This is a genomic window from Mycobacterium sp. MOTT36Y, assembly GCF_000262165.1.
In the GTDB taxonomy this organism is placed as follows: Bacteria; Actinomycetota; Actinomycetes; order Mycobacteriales; family Mycobacteriaceae; genus Mycobacterium; species Mycobacterium intracellulare.
This window is the reverse complement of sequence record NC_017904.1, coordinates 4,044,158-4,063,946: the sequence shown is the minus strand read 5'-3', so window position 1 is coordinate 4,063,946 and position 19,789 is coordinate 4,044,158. Positions and strand designations below refer to the sequence as shown.

17 protein-coding genes and 2 tRNA genes are annotated in these 19,789 nt (G+C 67.9%); 10 read left to right on the top strand and 9 right to left on the bottom strand.

Translation table 11 applies throughout. The features are described from left to right. Positions 1–1,002, top strand: coding sequence for a ketol-acid reductoisomerase (ilvC, locus tag W7S_RS18295; RefSeq protein WP_009952794.1), 1,002 nt, complete (start codon positions 1–3; stop codon positions 1,000–1,002). 68 nt (positions 1,003–1,070) lie between these two features. On the opposite strand, the gene wrbA is transcribed toward ilvC, so the two are convergent. Both wrbA and W7S_RS18285 read right to left on the bottom strand, forming a co-directional pair. Further along, positions 1,071–1,673 (bottom strand): NAD(P)H:quinone oxidoreductase, encoded by a 603-nt coding sequence (gene wrbA / locus W7S_RS18290; protein ID WP_008259031.1) that lies wholly within the window; start codon positions 1,671–1,673, stop codon positions 1,071–1,073. Further along, positions 1,670–3,097 carry an NAD(P)/FAD-dependent oxidoreductase gene (locus W7S_RS18285; RefSeq protein ID WP_008259028.1) on the bottom strand — a complete coding sequence of 476 codons (1,428 nt, stop codon included), beginning with the start codon at positions 3,095–3,097 and terminating at the stop codon, positions 1,670–1,672. Before W7S_RS18285 ends, wrbA begins: the two co-directional genes overlap by 4 nt. 29 nt (positions 3,098–3,126) lie before the next feature. On the opposite strand from W7S_RS18285, the gene serA reads away from it, so the two are divergent. Next, positions 3,127–4,713: a phosphoglycerate dehydrogenase gene (gene serA, locus W7S_RS18280; protein ID WP_008259026.1), complete on the top strand. Its 1,587-nt coding sequence runs from the start codon at positions 3,127–3,129 to the stop codon at positions 4,711–4,713. Positions 4,714–4,774: 61 nt separating this feature from the next. Further along, a complete protein-coding gene (locus W7S_RS18275; RefSeq protein ID WP_008259024.1) occupies positions 4,775–5,785 on the top strand; it encodes a 3-isopropylmalate dehydrogenase in 1,011 nt (336 codons plus the stop codon). Here W7S_RS18275 and W7S_RS18270 read toward each other — a convergent pair. Both W7S_RS18270 and W7S_RS18265 read right to left on the bottom strand, forming a co-directional pair. Further along, on the bottom strand, positions 5,782–6,972 hold the full coding sequence (locus W7S_RS18270) for an MFS transporter (protein ID WP_193375009.1): 1,191 nt from the start codon (positions 6,970–6,972) through the stop codon (positions 5,782–5,784). The genes W7S_RS18275 and W7S_RS18270 overlap by 4 nt on opposite strands. A gap of 3 nt (positions 6,973–6,975) precedes the next feature. Further along, complete coding sequence (locus tag W7S_RS18265; protein WP_008259020.1) at positions 6,976–8,292, bottom strand: MFS transporter; 1,317 nt, start codon at positions 8,290–8,292, stop codon at positions 6,976–6,978. A 286-nt stretch (positions 8,293–8,578) separates the two neighbouring features. Here W7S_RS18265 and W7S_RS18260 point away from each other — a divergent pair, with 286 nt between their 5' ends. The 4 genes from W7S_RS18260 (at position 8,579) to W7S_RS18245 (ending at position 11,217) form a co-directional block, all read left to right on the top strand. Beyond that, complete coding sequence (locus tag W7S_RS18260) at positions 8,579–9,385, top strand: fumarylacetoacetate hydrolase family protein (protein ID WP_008259018.1); 807 nt, start codon at positions 8,579–8,581, stop codon at positions 9,383–9,385. Beyond that, positions 9,382–10,848, top strand: coding sequence for a glutamate--tRNA ligase (gltX, locus tag W7S_RS18255; RefSeq protein WP_014712100.1), 1,467 nt, complete (start codon positions 9,382–9,384; stop codon positions 10,846–10,848). The genes W7S_RS18260 and gltX overlap by 4 nt, the downstream gene beginning before the upstream one ends. A 151-nt stretch (positions 10,849–10,999) precedes the next feature. Next, a tRNA-Gln gene (locus W7S_RS18250) sits at positions 11,000–11,071 on the top strand. A gap of 73 nt (positions 11,072–11,144) precedes the next feature. Next, positions 11,145–11,217, top strand: a tRNA-Glu gene (locus tag W7S_RS18245). A gap of 16 nt (positions 11,218–11,233) precedes the next feature. Here W7S_RS18245 and W7S_RS18240 read toward each other — a convergent pair. Together W7S_RS18240 and W7S_RS18235 are read right to left on the bottom strand one after the other, a co-directional pair. Next, a complete protein-coding gene (locus W7S_RS18240) occupies positions 11,234–11,746 on the bottom strand; it encodes a pyridoxamine 5'-phosphate oxidase family protein (RefSeq protein WP_014712099.1) in 513 nt (170 codons plus the stop codon). Positions 11,747–11,796: 50 nt separating this feature from the next. Then, the gene (locus W7S_RS18235) at positions 11,797–12,498 is read right to left on the bottom strand and encodes an IclR family transcriptional regulator (RefSeq protein WP_014712098.1); all 702 of its coding nucleotides are present in this window, start codon (positions 12,496–12,498) and stop codon (positions 11,797–11,799) included. An 85-nt stretch (positions 12,499–12,583) separates the two neighbouring features. Here W7S_RS18235 and leuC point away from each other — a divergent pair, with 85 nt between their 5' ends. The 3 genes from leuC (at position 12,584) to W7S_RS18220 (ending at position 15,505) form a co-directional block, all read left to right on the top strand. Next, positions 12,584–14,023: a 3-isopropylmalate dehydratase large subunit gene (gene leuC, locus W7S_RS18230; RefSeq protein WP_014712097.1), complete on the top strand. Its 1,440-nt coding sequence runs from the start codon at positions 12,584–12,586 to the stop codon at positions 14,021–14,023. Between the two features lie 26 nt (positions 14,024–14,049). Then, on the top strand, positions 14,050–14,646 hold the full coding sequence (leuD, locus tag W7S_RS18225) for a 3-isopropylmalate dehydratase small subunit (protein ID WP_014712096.1): 597 nt from the start codon (positions 14,050–14,052) through the stop codon (positions 14,644–14,646). Between the two features lie 211 nt (positions 14,647–14,857). Next, positions 14,858–15,505, top strand: a complete 648-nt coding sequence (locus W7S_RS18220) for an HU family DNA-binding protein (protein ID WP_008259006.1) — start codon at positions 14,858–14,860, stop codon at positions 15,503–15,505. Between the two features lie 143 nt (positions 15,506–15,648). On the opposite strand, the gene W7S_RS18215 is transcribed toward W7S_RS18220, so the two are convergent. From W7S_RS18215 to cofC, 3 genes are all read right to left on the bottom strand, one after another. Next, complete coding sequence (locus tag W7S_RS18215) at positions 15,649–16,596, bottom strand: NUDIX hydrolase (RefSeq protein WP_014712095.1); 948 nt, start codon at positions 16,594–16,596, stop codon at positions 15,649–15,651. Positions 16,597–16,681: 85 nt separating this feature from the next. Then, the gene (locus tag W7S_RS18210) at positions 16,682–18,883 is read right to left on the bottom strand and encodes an RNA degradosome polyphosphate kinase (protein WP_014712094.1); all 2,202 of its coding nucleotides are present in this window, start codon (positions 18,881–18,883) and stop codon (positions 16,682–16,684) included. A gap of 176 nt (positions 18,884–19,059) precedes the next feature. Further along, a complete protein-coding gene (cofC, locus tag W7S_RS18205) occupies positions 19,060–19,710 on the bottom strand; it encodes a 2-phospho-L-lactate guanylyltransferase (RefSeq protein ID WP_009952777.1) in 651 nt (216 codons plus the stop codon). Between the last annotated feature and the right edge of the window lie 79 nt (positions 19,711–19,789).

Here is a 19,789-nt window from a genome sequence, read left to right as displayed (position 1 = left end):
ATGTTCTACGACGACGATGCGGACCTGACCATCATCCAGGGCCGCAAGGTCGGGGTCATCGGATACGGCAGCCAAGGGCACGCGCACTCGCTGAGCCTGCGCGACTCCGGCGTGCAGGTGAAGGTGGGCCTGAAGGAGGGTTCGAAGTCGCGGCCCAAGGTTTCTGAGCAGGGCCTGGACGTCGACACCCCCGCCGAGGTCGCCAAGTGGGCCGACGTGATCATGCTGCTGGCGCCCGACACCGCGCAGGCCGACATCTTCAAAAACGACATCGAGCCGAACCTGAAGCCCGGTGACGCGTTGTTTTTCGGTCACGGCCTCAACATCCACTTCGACCTGATCAAGCCGCCCGCCGACGTCACCATCGCCATGGTCGCGCCCAAGGGGCCCGGTCATTTGGTGCGCCGGCAGTTCGTCGACGGCAAGGGTGTGCCCTGCCTGATCGCGGTCGACCAGGACCCGTCCGGCAAGGGTGAGGCGCTCGCCTTGTCCTACGCCAAGGCCATCGGCGGTACCCGCGCCGGCGTCATCAAGACCACCTTCAAGGACGAGACCGAGACCGACCTCTTCGGTGAGCAGGCCGTCTTGTGCGGTGGCACAGAGGAATTGGTGAAGACCGGTTTCGACGTGATGGTCGAGGCCGGCTACCCGCCGGAGATGGCGTACTTCGAGGTGCTGCACGAGCTCAAGCTGATCGTCGACCTGATGTATGAGGGCGGCATCGCCCGGATGAACTACTCGGTGTCCGACACCGCGGAGTTCGGCGGGTACCTGTCGGGGCCCCGCGTCATCGACGCAGGCACCAAGGACCGGATGCGGGAGATCCTGCGCGACATTCAGAACGGCGACTTCGTCAAGAAGCTGGTCGCCAACGTCGAGGGCGGCAACAAGCAGCTCGAGCAGCTGCGCAAGGAGAACGCCGAGCACCCCATCGAGGTCACCGGCAAGAAGCTGCGCGACCTGATGAGCTGGGTCGACCGGCCGATCACCGAGACGGCTTAGCTGTCTTCGCCCGAGCGCCCGGCCAGCCGGGCGCTCGGCCTTGCCCGCCCGGCTGGCCGGGCGCTCGGTTAGGAGGCGGCCAACCGGTCCGCCGTCTCGACCACCCGGCGGGCCAGGTGCTCGAGGGCCTTGTCGGTGGGCTCGTCGAATTCGGTGATGTTGTCGTGGGTGGTGACCAGGCTGACCCCGTACGGGTTGCCGTCGACGAACTTGCACGGATCCGTGTAGCCCGGCGGCACGATGATGCCGCCGAAATGCATCAGCGTGATGTACAGGGAGAGCAGGGTGGTTTCCTGACCGCCGTGCACGGTGTTGGACGACGTGAAGCCCGCATACACCTTGTCGGCGAGCTTGCCCTGGGCCCACAGCCCGCCCAGCGAGTCGAGGAACGCGCGCAATTGCGCTGCGGGAGAGCCGAACCGCGTCGGTGAACCGAAGATCACCGCGTCGGCCCAGACGATGTCGTCGCCGGTTGCCACCGGAAGGTCCTTGGTGGCCTCGTAATTCGCCGTCCAGGCCGGGTTGTGGGCGAACGAGGCGGGATCCTGGGTTTCGGCGACGTGGCGCAGGCGGACTTCGGCCCCCGCCGACTCGGCCGCCGCGGCGACGCGCTGCGCCATCGTGGTGCCGTGTCCGGTGGCCGAGTAATAGATGATCGCGAGTTTGGTCACGGGGCCAGCTTAGGCATGCCGATCCCGAATTCGCGGCGCAACAGCGTGCGCGCGGCGTAGTAGCCGGCCATGCCGTGGACACCGCCGCCCGGTGGCGTGGCCGCCGAACACAGGTACACCTTGGGAATGGGTGTGCGCCAAGGGTTTAGCCGCGGAGTCGGGCCCGCGATCGCTCGCCAGGCCGAATTGCCGCCCATCCCGATGTCGCCGCCCACATAGTTGGCGTTGTGGTCGCACAGCCGCGCGGCGGGCACCGCGCGTGCGGCCACCACGACGTCGCGGAAGCCGGGCGCGAAGCGCTCGACCACCGCGGTCACGGCCTCCGTCGGATCGACGGTGGACCCCGACGGCACGTGGGCATAGCTCCAGAACGGGCGGCGTCCGTTCGAGTCGATGCGGCCCGGGTCGGCGACGTGCGGAGAGGCGGCCAGCACCATCGGCCACTGCGCGTGCCGGCCGGCGGCGATCTCGGCCTCGGCGCGGGCCATCTGCGCCCGGGTGCCGCCGAGATGCAGGGTGGGGGCCTTTCGTAGTCGCGGGTCCGCCCAGGGGATCTCGTCGGCCAGGACGAAGTCGACCTTGGCCACCCCCGGGCCAAACGTGTAGCGCCGCAATGCTTTGGCGTAGCGCCTCGGGAGGGAGTCGCCGTAGATCCGCAGCAGCGCGGTCGGCGCCGTGTCGAAGGCGACGACCCCGCCAGGCGGCGAAGTGACCTCCGTGCCCGCCGTAAGCTCGCCGCCGTGGGCGCGCAGGTCGGCGATCAGCGCGTCGGTGATCGCCTGGCTGCCGCCCACCGGAATCGGCCAGCCCACCGAATGCGCGAGGGTGGCCAGCATCATCCCGGCACCGGCCGCCGTCAACGACGGCATCCGCGAAATGATATGGGCGGCAACACCGGTGAACAGGGCGCGGGCGTCCTCGCCGGTCAGCGAACCCCACGCCGGGGTGCCCTGGGCCAGCATCCGCACCCCGAGCCGCCACGCCGACGGCACGGAGTTCGGCACCGACCGCTTGTCGCCCAGCAGCAGGGCCACCACGTCGTCGGAGCGCTCGACCAGCGGGCCCAGCAGGCGCCGGAATGAGGCGCCGCCCTCCAATTCGGCGCAGGTGCGGTCCAGGTCGCGGTACGCGATGGCGGCCGGGCGGCCCGGCAACGGGTTGGCGTACGAAATCTCGGGGACCGCCAATTGCACGCCGCGCGCGGGCAGGTCGAACTCCTTGAAGAACGGCGATGCCAGCGCCAACGGGTGCACCGCCGAGCAGATGTCGTGCAAGACGCCCGCGGAATCGGGGTCGGCAGCGGTGCGCGCACCCCCGCCAAAGGTCGGTTGAGCTTCGACGACCTGCACTTTCAGGCCGGCCCGGGCGCAGATTACGGCGGCGGTCAACCCGTTGGGTCCGCTGCCGACGATGGTGACGTCCACCCGTCAATTACAGCCGATAGGCTGGCCGGGTGAATTTGCCTGTTGTACTCATTGCCGACAAGCTCGCTGAATCAACCGTCGCGGCCCTGGGCGACCAGGTCGAGGTGCGCTGGGTAGACGGGCCCGATCGCGAGAAGCTGCTGGCGGCCGTGCCGGAGGCCGACGCGCTGCTGGTGCGCTCGGCCACCACCGTCGACGCCGAGGTGCTCGCGGCGGCCCCCAAGCTGAAGATCGTCGCGCGCGCCGGGGTCGGCCTGGACAACGTCGACGTGGACGCGGCCACCGAGCGCGGTGTCCTGGTGGTCAACGCGCCGACGTCGAACATTCACAGCGCCGCCGAGCACGCGCTGGCGCTGCTGCTCTCCGCGGCCCGCCAGATCCCGGCGGCCGACGCCTCGCTGCGCGAGCACACCTGGAAGCGGTCGTCGTTCTCGGGCACCGAGATTTTCGGCAAGACGGTGGGCGTCGTCGGGTTGGGTCGCATCGGGCAGCTGGTCGCCCAGCGGCTCAGCGCCTTCGGTACCCACCTGGTCGCGTATGACCCCTACGTGTCGCCGGCCCGCGCCGCGCAGCTGGGCATCGAGCTGTTGACGCTCGACGAACTGCTGGCCCGCGCCGACTTCATCTCGGTGCACCTGCCCAAGACGCCCGAAACGGCCGGACTGATCGGCAAGGACGCGCTGGCGAAAACCAAGCCGGGCGTCGTCATCGTCAACGCCGCCCGCGGCGGCCTGGTCGACGAGGCGGCGCTGGCCGACGCGGTCCGCAGTGGCCACGTGCGCGCGGCCGGGCTCGACGTGTTCTCCAAGGAGCCGTGCACCGACAGCCCGCTGTTCGAGCTGCCGCAGGTGGTGGTCACACCCCATCTGGGGGCCTCGACCGAGGAGGCCCAGGATCGGGCCGGCACCGACGTCGCGGCGAGCGTGAAGCTCGCGCTGGCCGGGGAATTCGTTCCCGACGCCGTCAACGTCGGCGGCGGGGTGGTCAACGAAGAGGTGGCGCCGTGGTTGGACCTGGTGCGCAAACTCGGCGTGCTGGCGGCCACCCTTTCCGACGGTCCGCCGGTGTCGTTGTCGGTGCAGGTGCGCGGCGAGCTCGCATCCGAAGACGTTGAGGTGCTGAAACTTTCGGCTCTGCGGGGGTTGTTCTCGGCCGTCGTCGAGGGTCCGGTGACGTTCGTCAACGCTCCGGCGCTGGCCGAGGAACGCGGCATCACCGCCGAAATCGGCACGGCGTCGGAGAGCCCGAACCACCGCAGCGTGGTCGACGTGCGCGCGGTCGCGCACGACGGCAGCGCGGTCAACGTCGCCGGCACCCTGTCCGGGCCGCAGCTGGTGGAGAAGATCGTGCAGATCAACGGCCGCAACTTCGACCTGCGCGCCCGCGGCATCAACCTGGTGATCAACTACGTCGACCAGCCCGGCGCGCTGGGCAAGATCGGCACCCTGCTGGGCTCGGCCGGGGTGAACATCCAGGCCGCGCAACTGTCCGAGGACGCCGAGGGTCCGGGAGCGACGATCCTGTTGCGCCTGGATCGGGACGTGCCGGGCGACGTGCGGTCGGAGATCGGTGCGGCCGTCGGCGCGAACAAGCTTGAGGTGGTTGATCTTTCATGAAGCGCGCTGGCGACCCGACCACGCGCCGCATGGGCGGCGCCAATGAGGAGGAGCGGCGCCGATGAAGCTCGCGGTGATCGAGGGCGACGGTATCGGGCCCGAAGTTGTGGCCGAGGCCGTCAAGGTCCTGGACGCGGTGCTGCCCGGCGTGGAGAAGACCAGCTACGACCTGGGGGCGCGGCGTTACCACGCCACGGGTGAGCTACTGCCGGACTCGGCGGTCGACGAGCTGCGCGCGCATGACGCCATCCTGCTCGGCGCCATCGGTGACCCGTCGGTGCCCAGCGGCGTGCTGGAGCGAGGTTTGTTGCTGCGCTTGCGTTTCGAGCTGGACCATCACATCAACTTGCGGCCCGGGCGGCTGTACCCGGGTGTGAACAGCCCGCTGGCCGGCAATCCCGACATCGACTTCGTGGTGGTGCGCGAGGGGACGGAAGGTCCCTACACCGGCACCGGCGGCGCCATCCGCGTCGGAACGCCCAACGAGGTCGCCACCGAGGTCAGCCAGAACACGGCTTTCGGCGTGCGACGCGTGGTGGCCGACGCGTTCGAGCGGGCTCAGCGACGCCGAAAGCACTTGACCCTGGTGCACAAAACCAACGTGCTGACCTTCGCCGGAAGGTTGTGGTCGCGCATCGTGGCCGAGGTCGGCCGGGACTATCCCGACGTCGAGGTGGCGTATCAGCACATCGACGCGGCCACCATCTTCATGGTGACCGATCCCGGTCGCTTCGACGTGATCGTCACCGACAACCTGTTCGGCGACATCATCACCGACTTGTCGGCGGCGGTGTGTGGCGGAATTGGCTTGGCCGCCAGCGGAAACATCGACGCCACGCGGACCAACCCCTCGATGTTCGAGCCCGTTCACGGCAGCGCACCGGATATCGCCGGTCAGGGCATCGCCGATCCGACGGCGGCGATCATGTCGGTGGCGTTGCTGCTCGCCCATCTCGGCGAGGACGACGCCGCCGCCCGGGTGGACCGCGCCGTCGAGCGCCACCTGGCAACGCGCGGGAGCGAACGCTTCGCCACCCGCGAAGTCGGCGAACGGATCGCCGCCGGGCTCTAGCCGCGGGCGGCCGCGCGCGAGCGCGCCTCCGACGGCACCACCGGCAGGGCCAGCAACGGAAACAGCGCGCACACCGCGAAGGCCAGCGGATATCCGGTCGCGTCGATCATCTCGCCGAAAACCGGCGGCCCGACCGCCGCGGTGAGTCGCTGGGTGGTGTTCTGCGCGCCCATGGCGCGCCCGCTCCAAAATCGGCCGGCCACTTCCGGAATGGCGGTGAACGCCAAACCGTTGTCGAGCACGGTGATCACCGACGCGGCGACCATCAGCGTCACCGCCATCGCCGAGTGTGCATGATCGGCGATCGCCAGCAAGACCATCACCACGGCGGCCGCCATCGCGATGATGCGGATCGGGCGCATTCGCGATCCCAGGCGGTCGGACCATCTGCCGACGGCGATGCGACCCAGCGCGCTCAACAGCTGCGAGAAGCTCACCAAGACGCCGGCCGTCGCGATCGACCAATGCTGGTTTTTCATCAACCAGACGAGCATGAACGTCAAGACCACGGTTTGGGGCACCATGAGCAGCGCCGACGCGAAGTGAATGCGCCACAGCACCGTCGTGCCGCGGTACGGGCTGGCCAATTCGGCCTTGTCGGCCGTCGACCGTTCGGGGCGTGCGGGATCGCGCACCCACACGGCGCACAGCACCGCGGACACCGCGCACACCGCCGCGGGGAACAACAGCGCGACCGAGATGTTGCGTTCGCCGAGCTCGGGAAGTACCAAGGCGGCCAACGCGATTCCCAACGGTTGCGCGGTCTGTCGAATCCCCATCGCCAGGCCCCGCTGCTGCGGCGGGAACCACCCCGTAACCAGGCGGCCGCTGGCGGTGTTGGCGCTCGCCGCGGCCATGCCGCCACCGAACAGGGCGATCCCTTCCGTCAGCATGGATTCCGGCACCGCCGCAGCGATGAGCGCCGCCGCCGCGGTGAGCGCCAAGCCCGCCGTGAGCACGATCCGCTCGCCGACGATGTCGAGTATGTAGCCCCAGGCGATCAGCGTGACCACCATGCCGAAGCTGGGCATCGCCGAGAGCAGCGCCGCCTCGGCCAGATTGATGCCGCGTACGTCGTTGAGGGCGGGGATCAGAAAGGCGATGCCGTTGATGAAGACCGTCGCGCTCAACGTCGCGATCAGTCCGGTCCCCAGCATCACCCATCGGCGCGTCGGTGTCGTCTGCACCTATTAATAGTTCTCACCGGATCGTTGCGGCAAACGTCGCTCCGGTCTATTCGGCATTGCGTGGGAACGGATGGCCCGCCACCAACGAACGCGACGGACGGTTTGCCGCCGGGCCCTGGTCTCCAAACCGGGCGGCAGCAACCGCGTCGGCACCAGCGGCACCGCCGCCAACGGGAACAAGGCGCACAAGAGCCACGCCGGTGGATATTTCGCGGCCGAGATCAAGGCACCGAACAGCGGGGGTCCGGCCGCCGCCATCATGCGCTGGGTGGTGTTTTGAATGCCCAGGGCGCGGCCGCTCCAATACGGGCCGGCGAATTCGGTGATGGCAGTGGCCTCCAGCCCGTTGTCGAGCACGGAGATCACCGCGATGACCACCATGAGCCCCGCCTGCCACCGCGAATTCATGTAGTCGGCCCACGCCAGCAAGAGGAGCGCCAACACCGCGACCGCCGCGATGTAGCGCACGGGACGCATCCGCGACCCGACCCGATCGGACAGGCGGCCCACGGCAACCCGGCCGAGCGCGCCCAAGAGCTGCGAGAGGGTGACCAACCCGCCCGCGGCCGTAACCGACCAGTGCAGGTTCCTGATCAGCCACACCAGCATGAACGTCACCGTCACCGTTTGCGGCATCATCATCAGGCCCGCCACAGCGTGAATCCGCCACAGCGTCAACGACTTTCGATAGGGACTGGCGAGTTCCTGATGGCTCGCGCTCGCGCGCGGTTTCCGGGGCGGGTCGACGATTCCGATCACGCTCGCTATCGCCCCGACCGCGCATGCCAGGGCGGCGAACCTGAGGCCGTGCTGCGGTCCGTGTTCGGCGAGCTCGGGAATTACCATCGCGCCCAAGGCGATTCCCAGGGGTTGCGCGGTCTGGCGGATGCCCATGGCCAGGCCGCGTTGCTGCGGCGGGAACCAGGCGGACACCAGCCGCCCGCCCGCCGTGTTGCAACTGGCGGCGGCCATGCCGCCGAGAAACAGATACACCGACATCAGCACCAACGAATGCGCGGACGCCGCGGCGTAGGCCGCCGCCGCGGTCAGCGCCGAGCCCGTGGCCATCACCACCCGTTCGCCCACCCGGTCGAGCACATAGCCCCACAACACCAGCGTCACCACCATGCCCCAGCTCGGCATCGAGGCAAGGAGGGCGGCTTCGTCCAGCCGGACTCCGCGCACTCGCAGCGACGGGATTAAAAATGCGACGCCGTTGATGAAGAGGAACGAACTCGCCGTCGCCAGCAGCGAAACGACCATGATCGACCAGCGCGCGCCCGCGCCGATTTCGGGCGTATCGGTCGAGTCGGTCTGCATTCCCCATGCTTGCATACCACCGGGAAATTTGGCCGCAGGACGTGTGCCGTTGCTGGTCATCGCCTGGCCCGCCACGCCCGGCTTCGCCGCGCTCGCGACCCTGGCTAGGCGGGATCGTCCGGCTCCTCCTCGGGCCGTCCCGGCCCGAATCGTCGCCAGACTAGGTCGGATGGTGACGGCCCGCCACGCCCGGCTACGCCGCGCTCGCGACCCTCACTGGGCCGGATGGTGACGGCCCGCCACGCCCGGCTTCGCCGCGCTCGCGACCCTCACTAGGCTCAACCGAATGCGCCTTGGTCGAATCGCCAGCCCCGACGGTGTCGCCTTCGTCAGCATCGAAGGCGAACTCGACGACCCCGCCGAGATGATCGCCCGCGAGATCGCCGAGCATCCATTCGGCACGCCGAACTTCACCGGCCGGTCATGGCCGCTCGCCGACGTCCGGCTGCTCGCCCCGATACTCGCCAGCAAGGTGGTCTGTGTCGGCAAGAACTACACCGATCACATCGCCGAGATGAAGGACATGACCGGCCCCGCGCCGGCCGAGCCGGTGATATTCCTCAAGCCGAACACCGCCATCATCGGGCCCAACGTACCGATTCGCCTGCCGGCCAACGCATCACCGGTGCACTTTGAGGGCGAGCTGGCCGTGGTCATCGGCCGGCCCTGCAAGGACGTCTCGGCCGCCCAGGCCTCGGACAACATCCTCGGCTACACCATCGGCAACGACGTGTCGGCGCGCGATCAACAAAAAGCCGACGGCCAATGGACGAGGGCCAAAGGCCACGACACCTTCTGCCCGGTCGGGCCGTGGATCGTCACCGACCTCAAGCCGCTGGACCCGGGCGATCTCGAATTGCGCACCGAGGTCAACGGCGAGGTCAAGCAACACAGCCGCACGTCGCTGCTGATCCACGACATCGGCTCCATCGTCGAGTGGATCTCGGCGGTGATGACCTTGCTGCCCGGCGACATCATCCTCACCGGAACCCCGGCGGGCGTCGGCCCCATCGAGGACGGCGACACCGTCTCCATCACCATCGAGGGCATCGGCACCCTGACCAATCCCGTGCTCCGCAAAGGAAAATCGTGACTGCACCCGCGAACGTACGCGTCCGATTCTGCCCGTCGCCCACCGGCACCCCGCACGTCGGCATGGTCCGCACGGCGCTGTTCAACTGGGCCTACGCCCGACACACCGGGGGCACCTTCGTCTTTCGCATCGAGGACACCGACGCCCAACGCGACAGTGAGGAAAGCTATCTGGCGCTGCTGGACGCGCTGCGCTGGCTCGGCCTGGACTGGGACGAGGGGCCCGAAGTGGGCGGCCCCTACGGCCCATACCGCCAATCGCTGCGCGGCGAAATCTACCGCGACGTGGTGGCCAAGCTGGTCGAGGCGGGAGAGGCCTACTACGCCTTTTCGACGCCGGAGGAGGTCGAGGCGCGTCACCTCGCCGCGGGCCGTAATCCCAAGCTGGGCTACGACAATTTCGACCGGCAGCTGACCGACTCGCAGCGCGCGGCATTCCTCGCCGAGGGCCGTCAGCCGGTGGTGCGGCTGCGGATGCCCGACGGCGACCTCGCCTGGGACGACCTGGTGCGCGGAACCACCACCTTCGCGGCCGGGTCGGTGCCCGACTTCGCGCTGACCCGCGCCAACGGAGATCCGTTGTACACCTTGGTCAATCCGTGTGACGACGCGCTGATGAAGATCACCCACGTGCTGCGCGGCGAGGACCTGCTGCCGTCGACACCGCGCCAGCTCGCGCTGTATCAGGCGCTGATCCGCATCGGCGTCGCCGAGCGCACCCCGCAGTTCGCGCACCTGCCAACGGTATTGGGGGAGGGCACCAAAAAGCTGTCCAAGCGCGACCCGCAGTCGAACCTGTTCGCGCACCGCGACCGCGGCTTCATCCCCGAAGGGCTGCTCAATTACCTGGCGTTGCTGGGCTGGGCCATCGCCGACGACCACGACGTGTTCAGTCTCGATGAGATGGTGGCCGCGTTCGACGTCGTCGACGTCAACTCCAATCCGGCCCGCTTCGACCAGAAAAAGGCCGACGCGCTCAACGCCGAGCACATCCGGATGCTCACTGTCGAAGACTTCACCGCCAGGCTGCGTGATTACTTCGGCGTCCACGGTCATCGCCTCGAGCTCGACGACGCCGGCTTCGCCGCGGCCGCCGACCTGGTGCAGACCCGGATCGTGGTGCTCGGTGACGCCTGGGACCTGTTGAAGTTCCTCAACGACGACGAGTACGCGATCGATCCCAAGGCCGCCGCCAAGGAGCTGGGGCCGGACTCGGCCGCCGTGCTCGATGCGGCGCTGGGCGCGCTGGACGGCGTCGCGGACTGGACGACGCCCCAGATCGAGGCCGCGCTCAAGGCGGCGCTCATCGACGAGCTGGGCCTCAAACCGCGCAAGGCGTTTGGCCCGATCCGGGTGGGCGCCACCGGGACGACGGTCAGCCCGCCGCTGTTCGAGTCGCTCGAGCTGCTGGGCCGCGACCGCAGCGTGCGGCGGCTGCGCGCGGCGCGCGCGACGATCGGTTAGGAGAGACCCAGACCACGCGTGCGGACTGCCCCGCGAGACTTTGGTAGTCTGCACTGCGGTTTACCAAAGCCGACAACGACTGGCAGCGGCGGTCCCCAAAGAGCTTGTAAAGGCCCGCAATCGGCGCTGACCAGCAGTTTTAGGCAGCCAATGGGGTATGGTGTAATTGGCAACACAGCTGATTCTGGTTCAGCCATTCTAGGTTCGAGTCCTGGTACCCCAGCAAAATCCGCACCGTGTCAAGCGATTAGGTGGGCTTAGCGCGGTGAGCTATGCTGACTGCTCGGATCGTTTCTGGCCCCGTCGTCTAGCGGCCTAGGACGCCGCCCTCTCACGGCGGTAGCGTGGGTTCGAATCCCATCGGGGCTACAAACTAAAACCGCAGTTACTGGTCGTTCCCCAGGACGGCCGGCGCGGTCGATCCACCCACCGGCATCGGCGCCAGGCCCAGTTTGCGGTGATCCCACGAGCGAGCCCGGCGGGCCACGATGCGAACACAGACCCGCTTGTTCATCATCTGCTCGACGAACGGCTTCATGTCGTCGGTGTAAGGGCCGGTGTAGCGCTCCCAGACGCTGACCCCCACCCGGTGTGAGACGTCGGGGTCGTCCACGATCTCCGCGACGCCCTCGAAGGACACCCCGCGAAGCGTGTCGTAGGTGTGGCCGTCCTCGATCAAAAAGCTCACCCGCGGGTCCCGCTTGAGGTTGACGGCCTTCTGCGACTTCGCCTTGGTCTCCAGCCAGATCTCGCCGTCGACCACGGCGTACCACATGGCGGTCAGGTGAGGCTGGCCGTCGGGGCCGACGGTGGCCAGCGTTCCGGTGCGGCTCTTGACGACGAAATCGGCGATCTCGTCTTCCGACATGACGATGCTCGCGCGCTGATTGGTTCCCATGCCGGTCAGTCTGTCAGGCCCGCCGCGGCGCTCGCGGAAGGACCTGACAACTAGAGCCGGCGGGCCATCGCATCGGCGGCGGACAGCAGATCGGCGGCCCAACGCGCGCCCGGACGCCGGCCGATCCGATCGATGGGGCCCGACACCGAGATGGCGGCGACGACGGTGCCGCGGCCGTCGCGCACCGGGGCGGACACGCTGGCCACCCCGGGCTCGCGCTCGGCCACGCTCTGGGCCCAGCCACGCCGGCGCACCTCGGCCAGCGTTCGTTCGGTGAATTTGGCCGTCGTCAGCACCGCCTTCTGGGTGGCCGCGTCGCTATGCGCCAGCAGCACTTTGGCGCCCGACCCCGCCGTCATGGGCAGTCGCGCCCCGACCGGAACCGTATCGCGAAGGCCCGCAGCGGGTTCCAGGGCGGCCACACAGACCCGGTCGGTGCCCTCACGCCGGTACAGCTGCACGCTTTCGCCGGTGGTCTCGCGCAACAGGGGCAGCACCGCGCTGCTGGCGGCCAGCAGCGGATCGTTGACGTGCGCGGCGAGTTCGGTGACGGCCGGGCCCAGCCGCCAGCGCCCTTCGTCGTCGCGCGCCAACAGGCGATGGACTTCCAGGGCCGCCGCCAACCGATAGGCCGTGGCCCGGGGCAGCCCGGTCCGCTCACACAGTTCGGCCAATCCGCAGGGGGATTGGGCGACGGTGTGCAGGACACCCACGGCTTTGTCCAGGACGCCGATACCGCTATGCTGTCTCACAAGAAGATACTAGCGTCTCGCATTCTGAGATCACAGCCCGACTGATCGGCGAGCCGCGGATGACGTGAATTGAGGCGAGTTCGATATGGGGAGCGACGCAGGGGCGGCCGCCAAGCCGCGCACGCTGGCCGAAAAGGTCTGGGACGACCATGTTGTGGTCTCGGGGGGCGCCTCGGGGCAGGGGGCCCCCGACCTGATCTACATCGATCTGCACCTGGTGCACGAGGTCACCAGCCCGCAGGCTTTCGACGGCCTGCGCCTGGCCGGCCGGCCGGTGCGCCGCCCCGATTTGACGCTGGCCACCGAGGATCACAACGTGCCGACCATCGACATCGACAAGCCGATCGCCGACCCGGTGTCCCGCACGCAGGTCGAGACATTACGGCGAAATTGTGCCGAATTCGGTGTGCGGCTATATCCGATGGGCAACCTCGAGCAGGGCATCGTGCATGTCGTGGGGCCACAACTGGGCCTCACCCAGCCGGGCATGACGATCGCCTGTGGGGACAGTCACACCTCGACCCACGGCGCATTCGGCGCGCTGGCCATGGGAATTGGCACCTCGGAGGTCGAGCACGTGCTGGCGACCCAGACGTTGCCGCTGCGGCCGTTCAAGACGATGGCGGTCAATGTCGACGGGAAATTGCCCCCCGGCGTGACGGCCAAGGACATCATCCTCGCCCTGATCGCCAAGATCGGCACCGGCGGCGGGCAGGGGCATGTCATCGAATACCGCGGCAGCGCCATCGAATCCCTGTCGATGGAAGGCCGGATGACCGTCTGCAACATGAGCATCGAAGCCGGCGCCCGGGCGGGAATGGTGGCTCCCGACGCCACCACCTACGAATTCCTGCGTGACCGCCCGCACGCCCCGAAAGGCGCGCAATGGGATGCGGCCATGCGTTATTGGCAGCAGCTGCACACCGACCCGGGCGCCGAATTCGACACCGAGGTCTACCTCGATGCGGAGTCGCTGAGCCCGTTCGTGACGTGGGGCACAAACCCCGGCCAGGGCGTGCCGCTGGCCGCCGCCGTGCCCGACCCCGAACTGATGGCCGACGACGGCGATCGCCAGGCCGCTGAGAAAGCGTTGGCATACATGGACCTTCGACCGGGTACCCCGATGCGTGACATCGCCGTCGACGCGGTGTTCGTGGGCTCTTGTACCAACGGTCGTATCGAAGATCTGCGGGCCGTGGCCGACATTTTGCGCGGGCGCAAAATCGCCCCGGGGGTGCGGATGCTCGTCGTGCCGGGGTCGATGCGGGTGCGCGCGCAGGCCGAAGACGAAGGGCTGGGCGAGGTTTTCACCGCCGCCGGTGCCGAATGGCGGCAGGCGGGCTGCTCGATGTGCCTGGGGATGAATCCGGACCAGTTGGCGCCGGGCGAGCGGTGCGCGGCGACGTCCAACCGCAACTTCGAAGGGCGCCAGGGTAAAGGCGGCCGCACGCATTTGGTGTCTCCGGCCGTTGCCGCGGCGACAGCAGTTCGGGGCACATTGTCCGCTCCGGCCGATTTGAGCTGACGTATCCGACGTCTGAAGGGATGAGCATGGAAGCTTTTCACACCCACACCGGTATCGGTGTGCCGCTGCGGCGCTCCAACGTCGACACCGATCAGATCATTCCGGCGGTGTATTTGAAGCGTGTAACCAGAACCGGTTTCGAGGACGGCTTGTTCGCGAGCTGGAGGTCGGATCCGTCATTCGTGCTCAACCTCAGCCCCTTTGATCGGGGGTCGGTCCTGGTCGCAGGACCCGATTTCGGGACGGGCTCGTCGCGCGAGCACGCGGTGTGGGCGCTGATGGACTACGGGTTCCGAGTGGTCATCTCGTCTCGATTCGGTGACATTTTCCGGGGCAACGCCGGCAAGGCGGGGCTGCTGGCGGCCGAAGTTTCTCAAGACGGGGTGGAGCTGCTCTGGAAGCTGATCGAGCAGAGCCCCGGCTTGGAAATCACTGCCAATCTTCAAGATCGAAATATCACCGCGGGAACGACGGTGCTGCCGTTCAAGATTGACGACCACACCGCGTGGCGGCTACTCGAAGGTCTCGACGATATAGCCCTTACGCTGCGGAAACTCGATGAAATCAAGTCTTTCGAGGCGGCCTATCCGGACTGGAAACCTCGCACTCTGTCCACCTTCTGAACGGTCGGACGGAGCCGAATTTCTGCTCGATCGGCTAACTAAACCGGGCCGATTTTACGATCTCCCACCGGTCAAGGGCGGCAACCGGATTGCGAAAACGCCGTACGCCTTGCCGTGAAATTGCGCGTGGCTCTTGGAAATTTGCTGGGTGAGGGTTTACCGTGTCCACTAGTCGGTTCAAAATCGAGGACCACTAGTGTCGGAGGGATTGATGAATAAGGCAGAGCTCATTGATGTGCTCACACAGAAATTGAACACGGACCGTCGGCAGGCGACCGCAGCGGTCGAGAACGTTGTCGACACCATTGTGCGTGCGGTACACAAGGGCGACAGCGTCACCATTACCGGGTTCGGTGTGTTCGAACAGCGGCGCCGCGCAGCGCGCGTGGCTCGCAACCCGCGTACCGGTGAGACGGTGAAGGTGAAGCCGACTTCCGTCCCCGCGTTCCGTCCCGGTGCCCAATTCAAAGCGGTTGTGTCTGGCGCACAGCGTCTCCCGTCGGACGGCCCGGCCGTCAAGCGCGGTGTGGTAGGTGGCACGGGCGCGGCCAAGAAGACCGCGGCCAAGAAGGCTCCCGCCAAGAAGGCTGCGGCCAAGAAGGCTCCCGCCAAGAAGGCCGCGGCCAAGAAGGCTCCCGCCAAGAAGGCCGCAGTGAAGAAGGCTCCGGCCAAAAAGGCCGCAGTGAAGAAGGCTCCGGCCCGCAAGGCCGCGACCAAGGCTCCGGCCAAGAAGACTGCGGCCAAGAAGGCGCCGGCCCGCAAGGCCGCGACCAAGGCTCCGGCCAAGAAGGCCGCGAGCAAGTCGACCGCCCGCAAGGCTCCCGCCAAGAAGACGACCGCGCGTCGCGGCCGCCGGTAGGCAGAGCACGTTCTAGACACGAATACCCTTCGGCGGCAGCGGTGCCCCGGAGGGTATTCGTGTGCTAGCGGCGGCCGCAAGCGCGGCGCAGCCGGGCGCCGCGGGCCGCCGCCATCGAGCTGCGGTTGGCCGTCGCTCTGTCGCTAGGCGCGCACGTTGGCGGCCAGCGCACCGCCGAGGTGATCGGCGGCGACCAGCCGGCCGCCCGACAACGACAGCACCCAGGTGCTGCCCTTGTGATTGCGCGATTTGTCCGGCCGCACCCCATCGCGGGCACACCACCACGCGATCAGGTCCGGAATCACCTTGCCCTGCGTGCAGACAACCGGTGTGCCGTGCTCGCCGGCGATGTCCAGCATCCGGTGGCGGCCGCGTTTGGCGTTCTTGGCGTAGGCCTCTTCGGTGAGGGCGGGCTCGTTGTGCACGGTCGAGCCGAGCTCCTCGGCGAGTGGTTCCACGGTCTGATGACAGCGGACCCGGTCGGCCGCATACACCCGCGACGCACCGAAGGCGAGCAGCTGGGGAACCAGCGCCTTGGCCTGCGCGCGCCCCCGTTTGTCCAGCGGCCGCTTGGTGTCATCGCCGGAGAAGCGTGACTTGCGTCCCGCGGTCGCGTGCCGGACCACCAGCACGGTGTGGGTGTCCGCCGGCTTTTTGTTGAAGTGGCGCAACACTTTTCGGTCCTGGGCGTAGTCGAGTTTCCGCATGGCTTCGGCCGCCGGCAACCAGAGCAACCGGTCGACCTCGTCGCTGGGAACGAACTCGCCGCCCACGGCGCGCGCCGACCAGTAGGAGACTTTTTTGACGCCCGCGTCGATCGGATAGCTCACCGCGTTGAGCCGCCTGCCCAGGACGGCGTGTTGGCCGGTCTCCTCGTACACCTCCCGCACCGCCGCCACGGGCGCGGTCTCGCCGGGGTCCACTTTGCCTTTGGGCAGTGACCAATCGTCATAGCGGGGGCGGTGGATGACGGCGATCTCGACATCGTGGTCGGCGGTGTCGGCATCGCCCGGCCGCCACAGGACCGCGCCGGCGGCTTGGACGATTCGGCTTCCAGAGCGCCGGTCGCTAGACGAGCTCGAAGGCGGCACCTCAACTCCTGCAGGTCAATTCGGTCAGAGTCGCACGTTCAATCACGCTGCGGCCCGGGAACAACTCCGAAATCACCGCACAGGTCTAGGGACTGCGATGCCGCTCCATCAACGATACTTGGTGGTCGCGCACCGTATGGCCCTCTTGCGGCGACGCGGTCCACTGCCCGTCGGACCCGAGTTCCCAGCAGCGCGTGGACGGATCCAGTGCGGACTCGAACAATTCATCCAGCTGCGCGGTGAGCTTGGGGTCCTTGACATGAGCCAGCACCTCCACCCGGCGATCGAGGTTGCGGTGCATCATATCGGCGCTGCCGATCCAGAATTCGTTGATGTTGCGGAAATGGATGATCCGCGAGTGCTCGAGGAAACGCCCGAGAATGGAGCGCACAACGATGTTTTCGGAGTAGCCCTGTGCACCCGGGCGCAGCGCGCAGATGCCACGCACCACCACCTCGACCCGCACGCCGGCCTGCGACGCCCGGTACAGCGCATCGATGACCTGTTCGTCCACCAGCGCATTCATCTTGAGACGGATTCGCCCGTCCCCGCGTTCGCGGTGCGCCGCGATCTCACGCTCGACGCGCTCGATGATCCCGGTGCGAATTCCGTGCGGCGCCACCAGCAGATTGCGGTAGGAGACCTTACGCGAATAGCCGGTAAGCGAATTGAACAAGTCGGTGAGGTCGGCGCCGATGTCGGGGGCCGCGGTCAGCAGGCCGACATCCTCATAGAGACGGGCGGTCTTGCTGTTGTAGTTGCCCGTTCCGATGTGGCAATACCGCCGGATCGCCGAGCCTTCGCGACGCACCACCAAGCAGGTCTTGCAGTGCGTCTTGAGCCCGACGAGTCCGTAAACCACGTGCACGCCCGCCTGTTCGAGTGCGCGCGCCCAGCGAATGTTGGCCTGTTCGTCGAAGCGCGCTTTGATCTCGACCAGTGCCACCGCCTGCTTTCCGGCCTCGGCCGCTTCGATCAGCGCGCGAACGATCGGCGAATCACCGGAGGTGCGGTACAACGTCTGTTTGATCGCCAGCACATTGGGGTCGGCGGCGGCCTGCTGGATGAATCGCTGCACGCTGGTGGAGAACGAGTCATACGGGTGATGCACCAGCACGTCGCCCTCGCGCAGCGTCGCGAAGATGCTCTTGGGGGATTCGCGATCGGCGAAGGCCGGATGCGTGTCGGGGACGAACGCGGGGTCCTTGAGCGCCGGGCGGTCCAGGTCGTAGATCTGCCACAGCGACGAAAGATCCAAAAGGCCGGGGACTTCGATGACGTCGCCGGGATGCACATCGAGTTCGCGCAGCAGCAATTCCAGCATGCCCTCGGTCATGTCGTCGGCGATCTCGAGTCGCACCGGCGGGCCGAACCGCCGGCGCGCCAGTTCGCGTTCGAGGGCCTGCAGCAGGTCTTCGTCGCGGTCTTCTTCGACCTCCATGTCGGCGTTGCGTGTGATGCGGAAGGCGTGGTGCTCCACGATTTCCATGCCGGGGAAGAGAAGAGGAAGGAAGGCCGCGATCAGTTCCTCCAGCGGCAGATAGCGCACGATGGAGCGGGCTTCGCCCGCGGCGCTGTCCCGGCCTGAGGCGGGGGCGGCGAGTTCGACGAAGCGATCGACGTTGTTGGGCACCTTGACTCGCGCGAAGTGCTGGCCGCCATCCTCGGGCTGGCGGACCATGACCGCCAGATTCAGGCTCAGCCCGCTGACGAAGGGGAACGGGTGCGCGGGGTCGACGGCCAGCGGCGTCAGGACGGGAAAGACTTGTTCGGTGAAATAGGCCGAGAGTTCGTCGCGTTCGGCCTGATCGAGGTCGGCCCACGTGACGATGTGGATGCCTTCCTCCGCCAGCGCCGGCCGCACCGAATCGAGGAACACCCGCGCGTGCCGGGTGGCGATCCGCTGGGTCTGCTCCCCGATGAGGGCGAGCTGCTTGCGCGGCGTCAGACCGTCGGCGGAGCGCACCGACAGGCCCATCTCGTCGCGGCGCTTGAGGCCGGCGACCCGCACCATGTAGAACTCGTCGAGGTTGGAGGCGAAGATCGCCAGGAATTTCGCCCGTTCCAGCAGCGGCAACGAATTGTCGTCGGCCAGCGCCAGCACGCGGGCGTTGAAGTCCAGCCAGCTCAGTTCCCGGTTGAGGTAACGCTCGTCGGGCAGATCGGTCATCGCGGTGGGCGTCGCAGCCGGGGGCGCCGCCACGGCCGAGTCGCCTGAATGCCACAAATTCTCGTCGGGTCGCGCCTCAGCTTCGATTTCAGTCACCCTGCGATCATCGCTCATCACGCGCGGGTGCTGCCAGTGGTGATCGCGAGCGCGGCCGTGGCCGGGCGAAGCGGGTCACCACTCATCGACACCAGTGGTGATCGCGAGGGCGTCACTCATCGGGGCCAGCGCGCACGGAATCCATTCGCCGTTAGGCCGACGTTCGCTTTCCGGACATCGACCGCTCGTGAGGCAAATCAGTGCGCGGCGATGGCGCGGGCGGTCGCGGCGCCCACCCCCAGGCGGCGGGCGGCAGCGAGGTCGGTCGGAGTGTCGACGTCACAGCGCAGGCCGGGCCACGCGCCGGTCAGCTCGATCGCACCCGAACTGCGGTGCCGCGCCGAGGAATCGGAACCGAACCGGGGATCGAGCGGACCCCCGAACGCGAAGAGCGCCGCCGTTCCGGTGGCCAGCCGGTCGGCGACGAAGCTGCGCCGGTGCTGGCGCGCTGCGGCGACGGCCTCGGCCAGCTCCTGGGTCTGCAGCGCCGGCAAATCGCCTTGCAGCGCAACGACATTGGAGAACGAAGTTGCCACCGCGCGCGCCGCGGTGGCGATCGCGTTGTTCAGGGGATCGGGGTGGCCCTCGGGCGTCGGGTCGACCAGCACGTCGGCACCCAGCTCGGCGGCCGCCGCGGCCGCCGCGTCGTCGGGGGTGATGACGGTGATCGAGCCCAGCGATTCCACGCGTCCCGCGGCGGTCAGGGTGTCCATCAACATCGCCAGCACCACGCTCTCGCGGGTGCGCGCCGAGAAAACCGGCGCCAGTCTGGTCTTGGCCGCGGCCAGCCTCTTGACGGCGATGATCAACGCGACATCGCCCGCGCCGTCGGCTCGTATGCCGCTCATGAGATGTCATCCTGCCAGCGCGGCCCCGCGCGCCGGCGTCATGGCCCCGGCGCGCGGGACACGCTGGCGCGCGTGACGC

What these genes read in the sequence shown, in the direction of transcription:
- leuD (WP_014712096.1), top strand. Translation starts at nt 14,050, where the DNA reads ATGGAAGCTTTTCACACCCACACCGGTATCGGTGTGCCGCTGCGGCGC.
- leuC (WP_014712097.1), top strand. Translation starts at nt 12,584, where the DNA reads ATGGGGAGCGACGCAGGGGCGGCCGCCAAGCCGCGCACGCTGGCCGAA.
- W7S_RS18260 (WP_008259018.1), top strand. Translation starts at nt 8,579, where the DNA reads ATGCGCCTTGGTCGAATCGCCAGCCCCGACGGTGTCGCCTTCGTCAGC.
- W7S_RS18265 (WP_008259020.1), bottom strand. Translation starts at nt 8,292, where the DNA reads ATGCAGACCGACTCGACCGATACGCCCGAAATCGGCGCGGGCGCGCGC.
- W7S_RS18275 (WP_008259024.1), top strand. Translation starts at nt 4,775, where the DNA reads ATGAAGCTCGCGGTGATCGAGGGCGACGGTATCGGGCCCGAAGTTGTG.
- W7S_RS18240 (WP_014712099.1), bottom strand. Translation starts at nt 11,746, where the DNA reads ATGGGAACCAATCAGCGCGCGAGCATCGTCATGTCGGAAGACGAGATC.
- cofC (WP_009952777.1), bottom strand. Translation starts at nt 19,710, where the DNA reads ATGAGCGGCATACGAGCCGACGGCGCGGGCGATGTCGCGTTGATCATC.
- ilvC (WP_009952794.1), top strand. Translation starts at nt 1, where the DNA reads ATGTTCTACGACGACGATGCGGACCTGACCATCATCCAGGGCCGCAAG.
- W7S_RS18220 (WP_008259006.1), top strand. Translation starts at nt 14,858, where the DNA reads ATGAATAAGGCAGAGCTCATTGATGTGCTCACACAGAAATTGAACACG.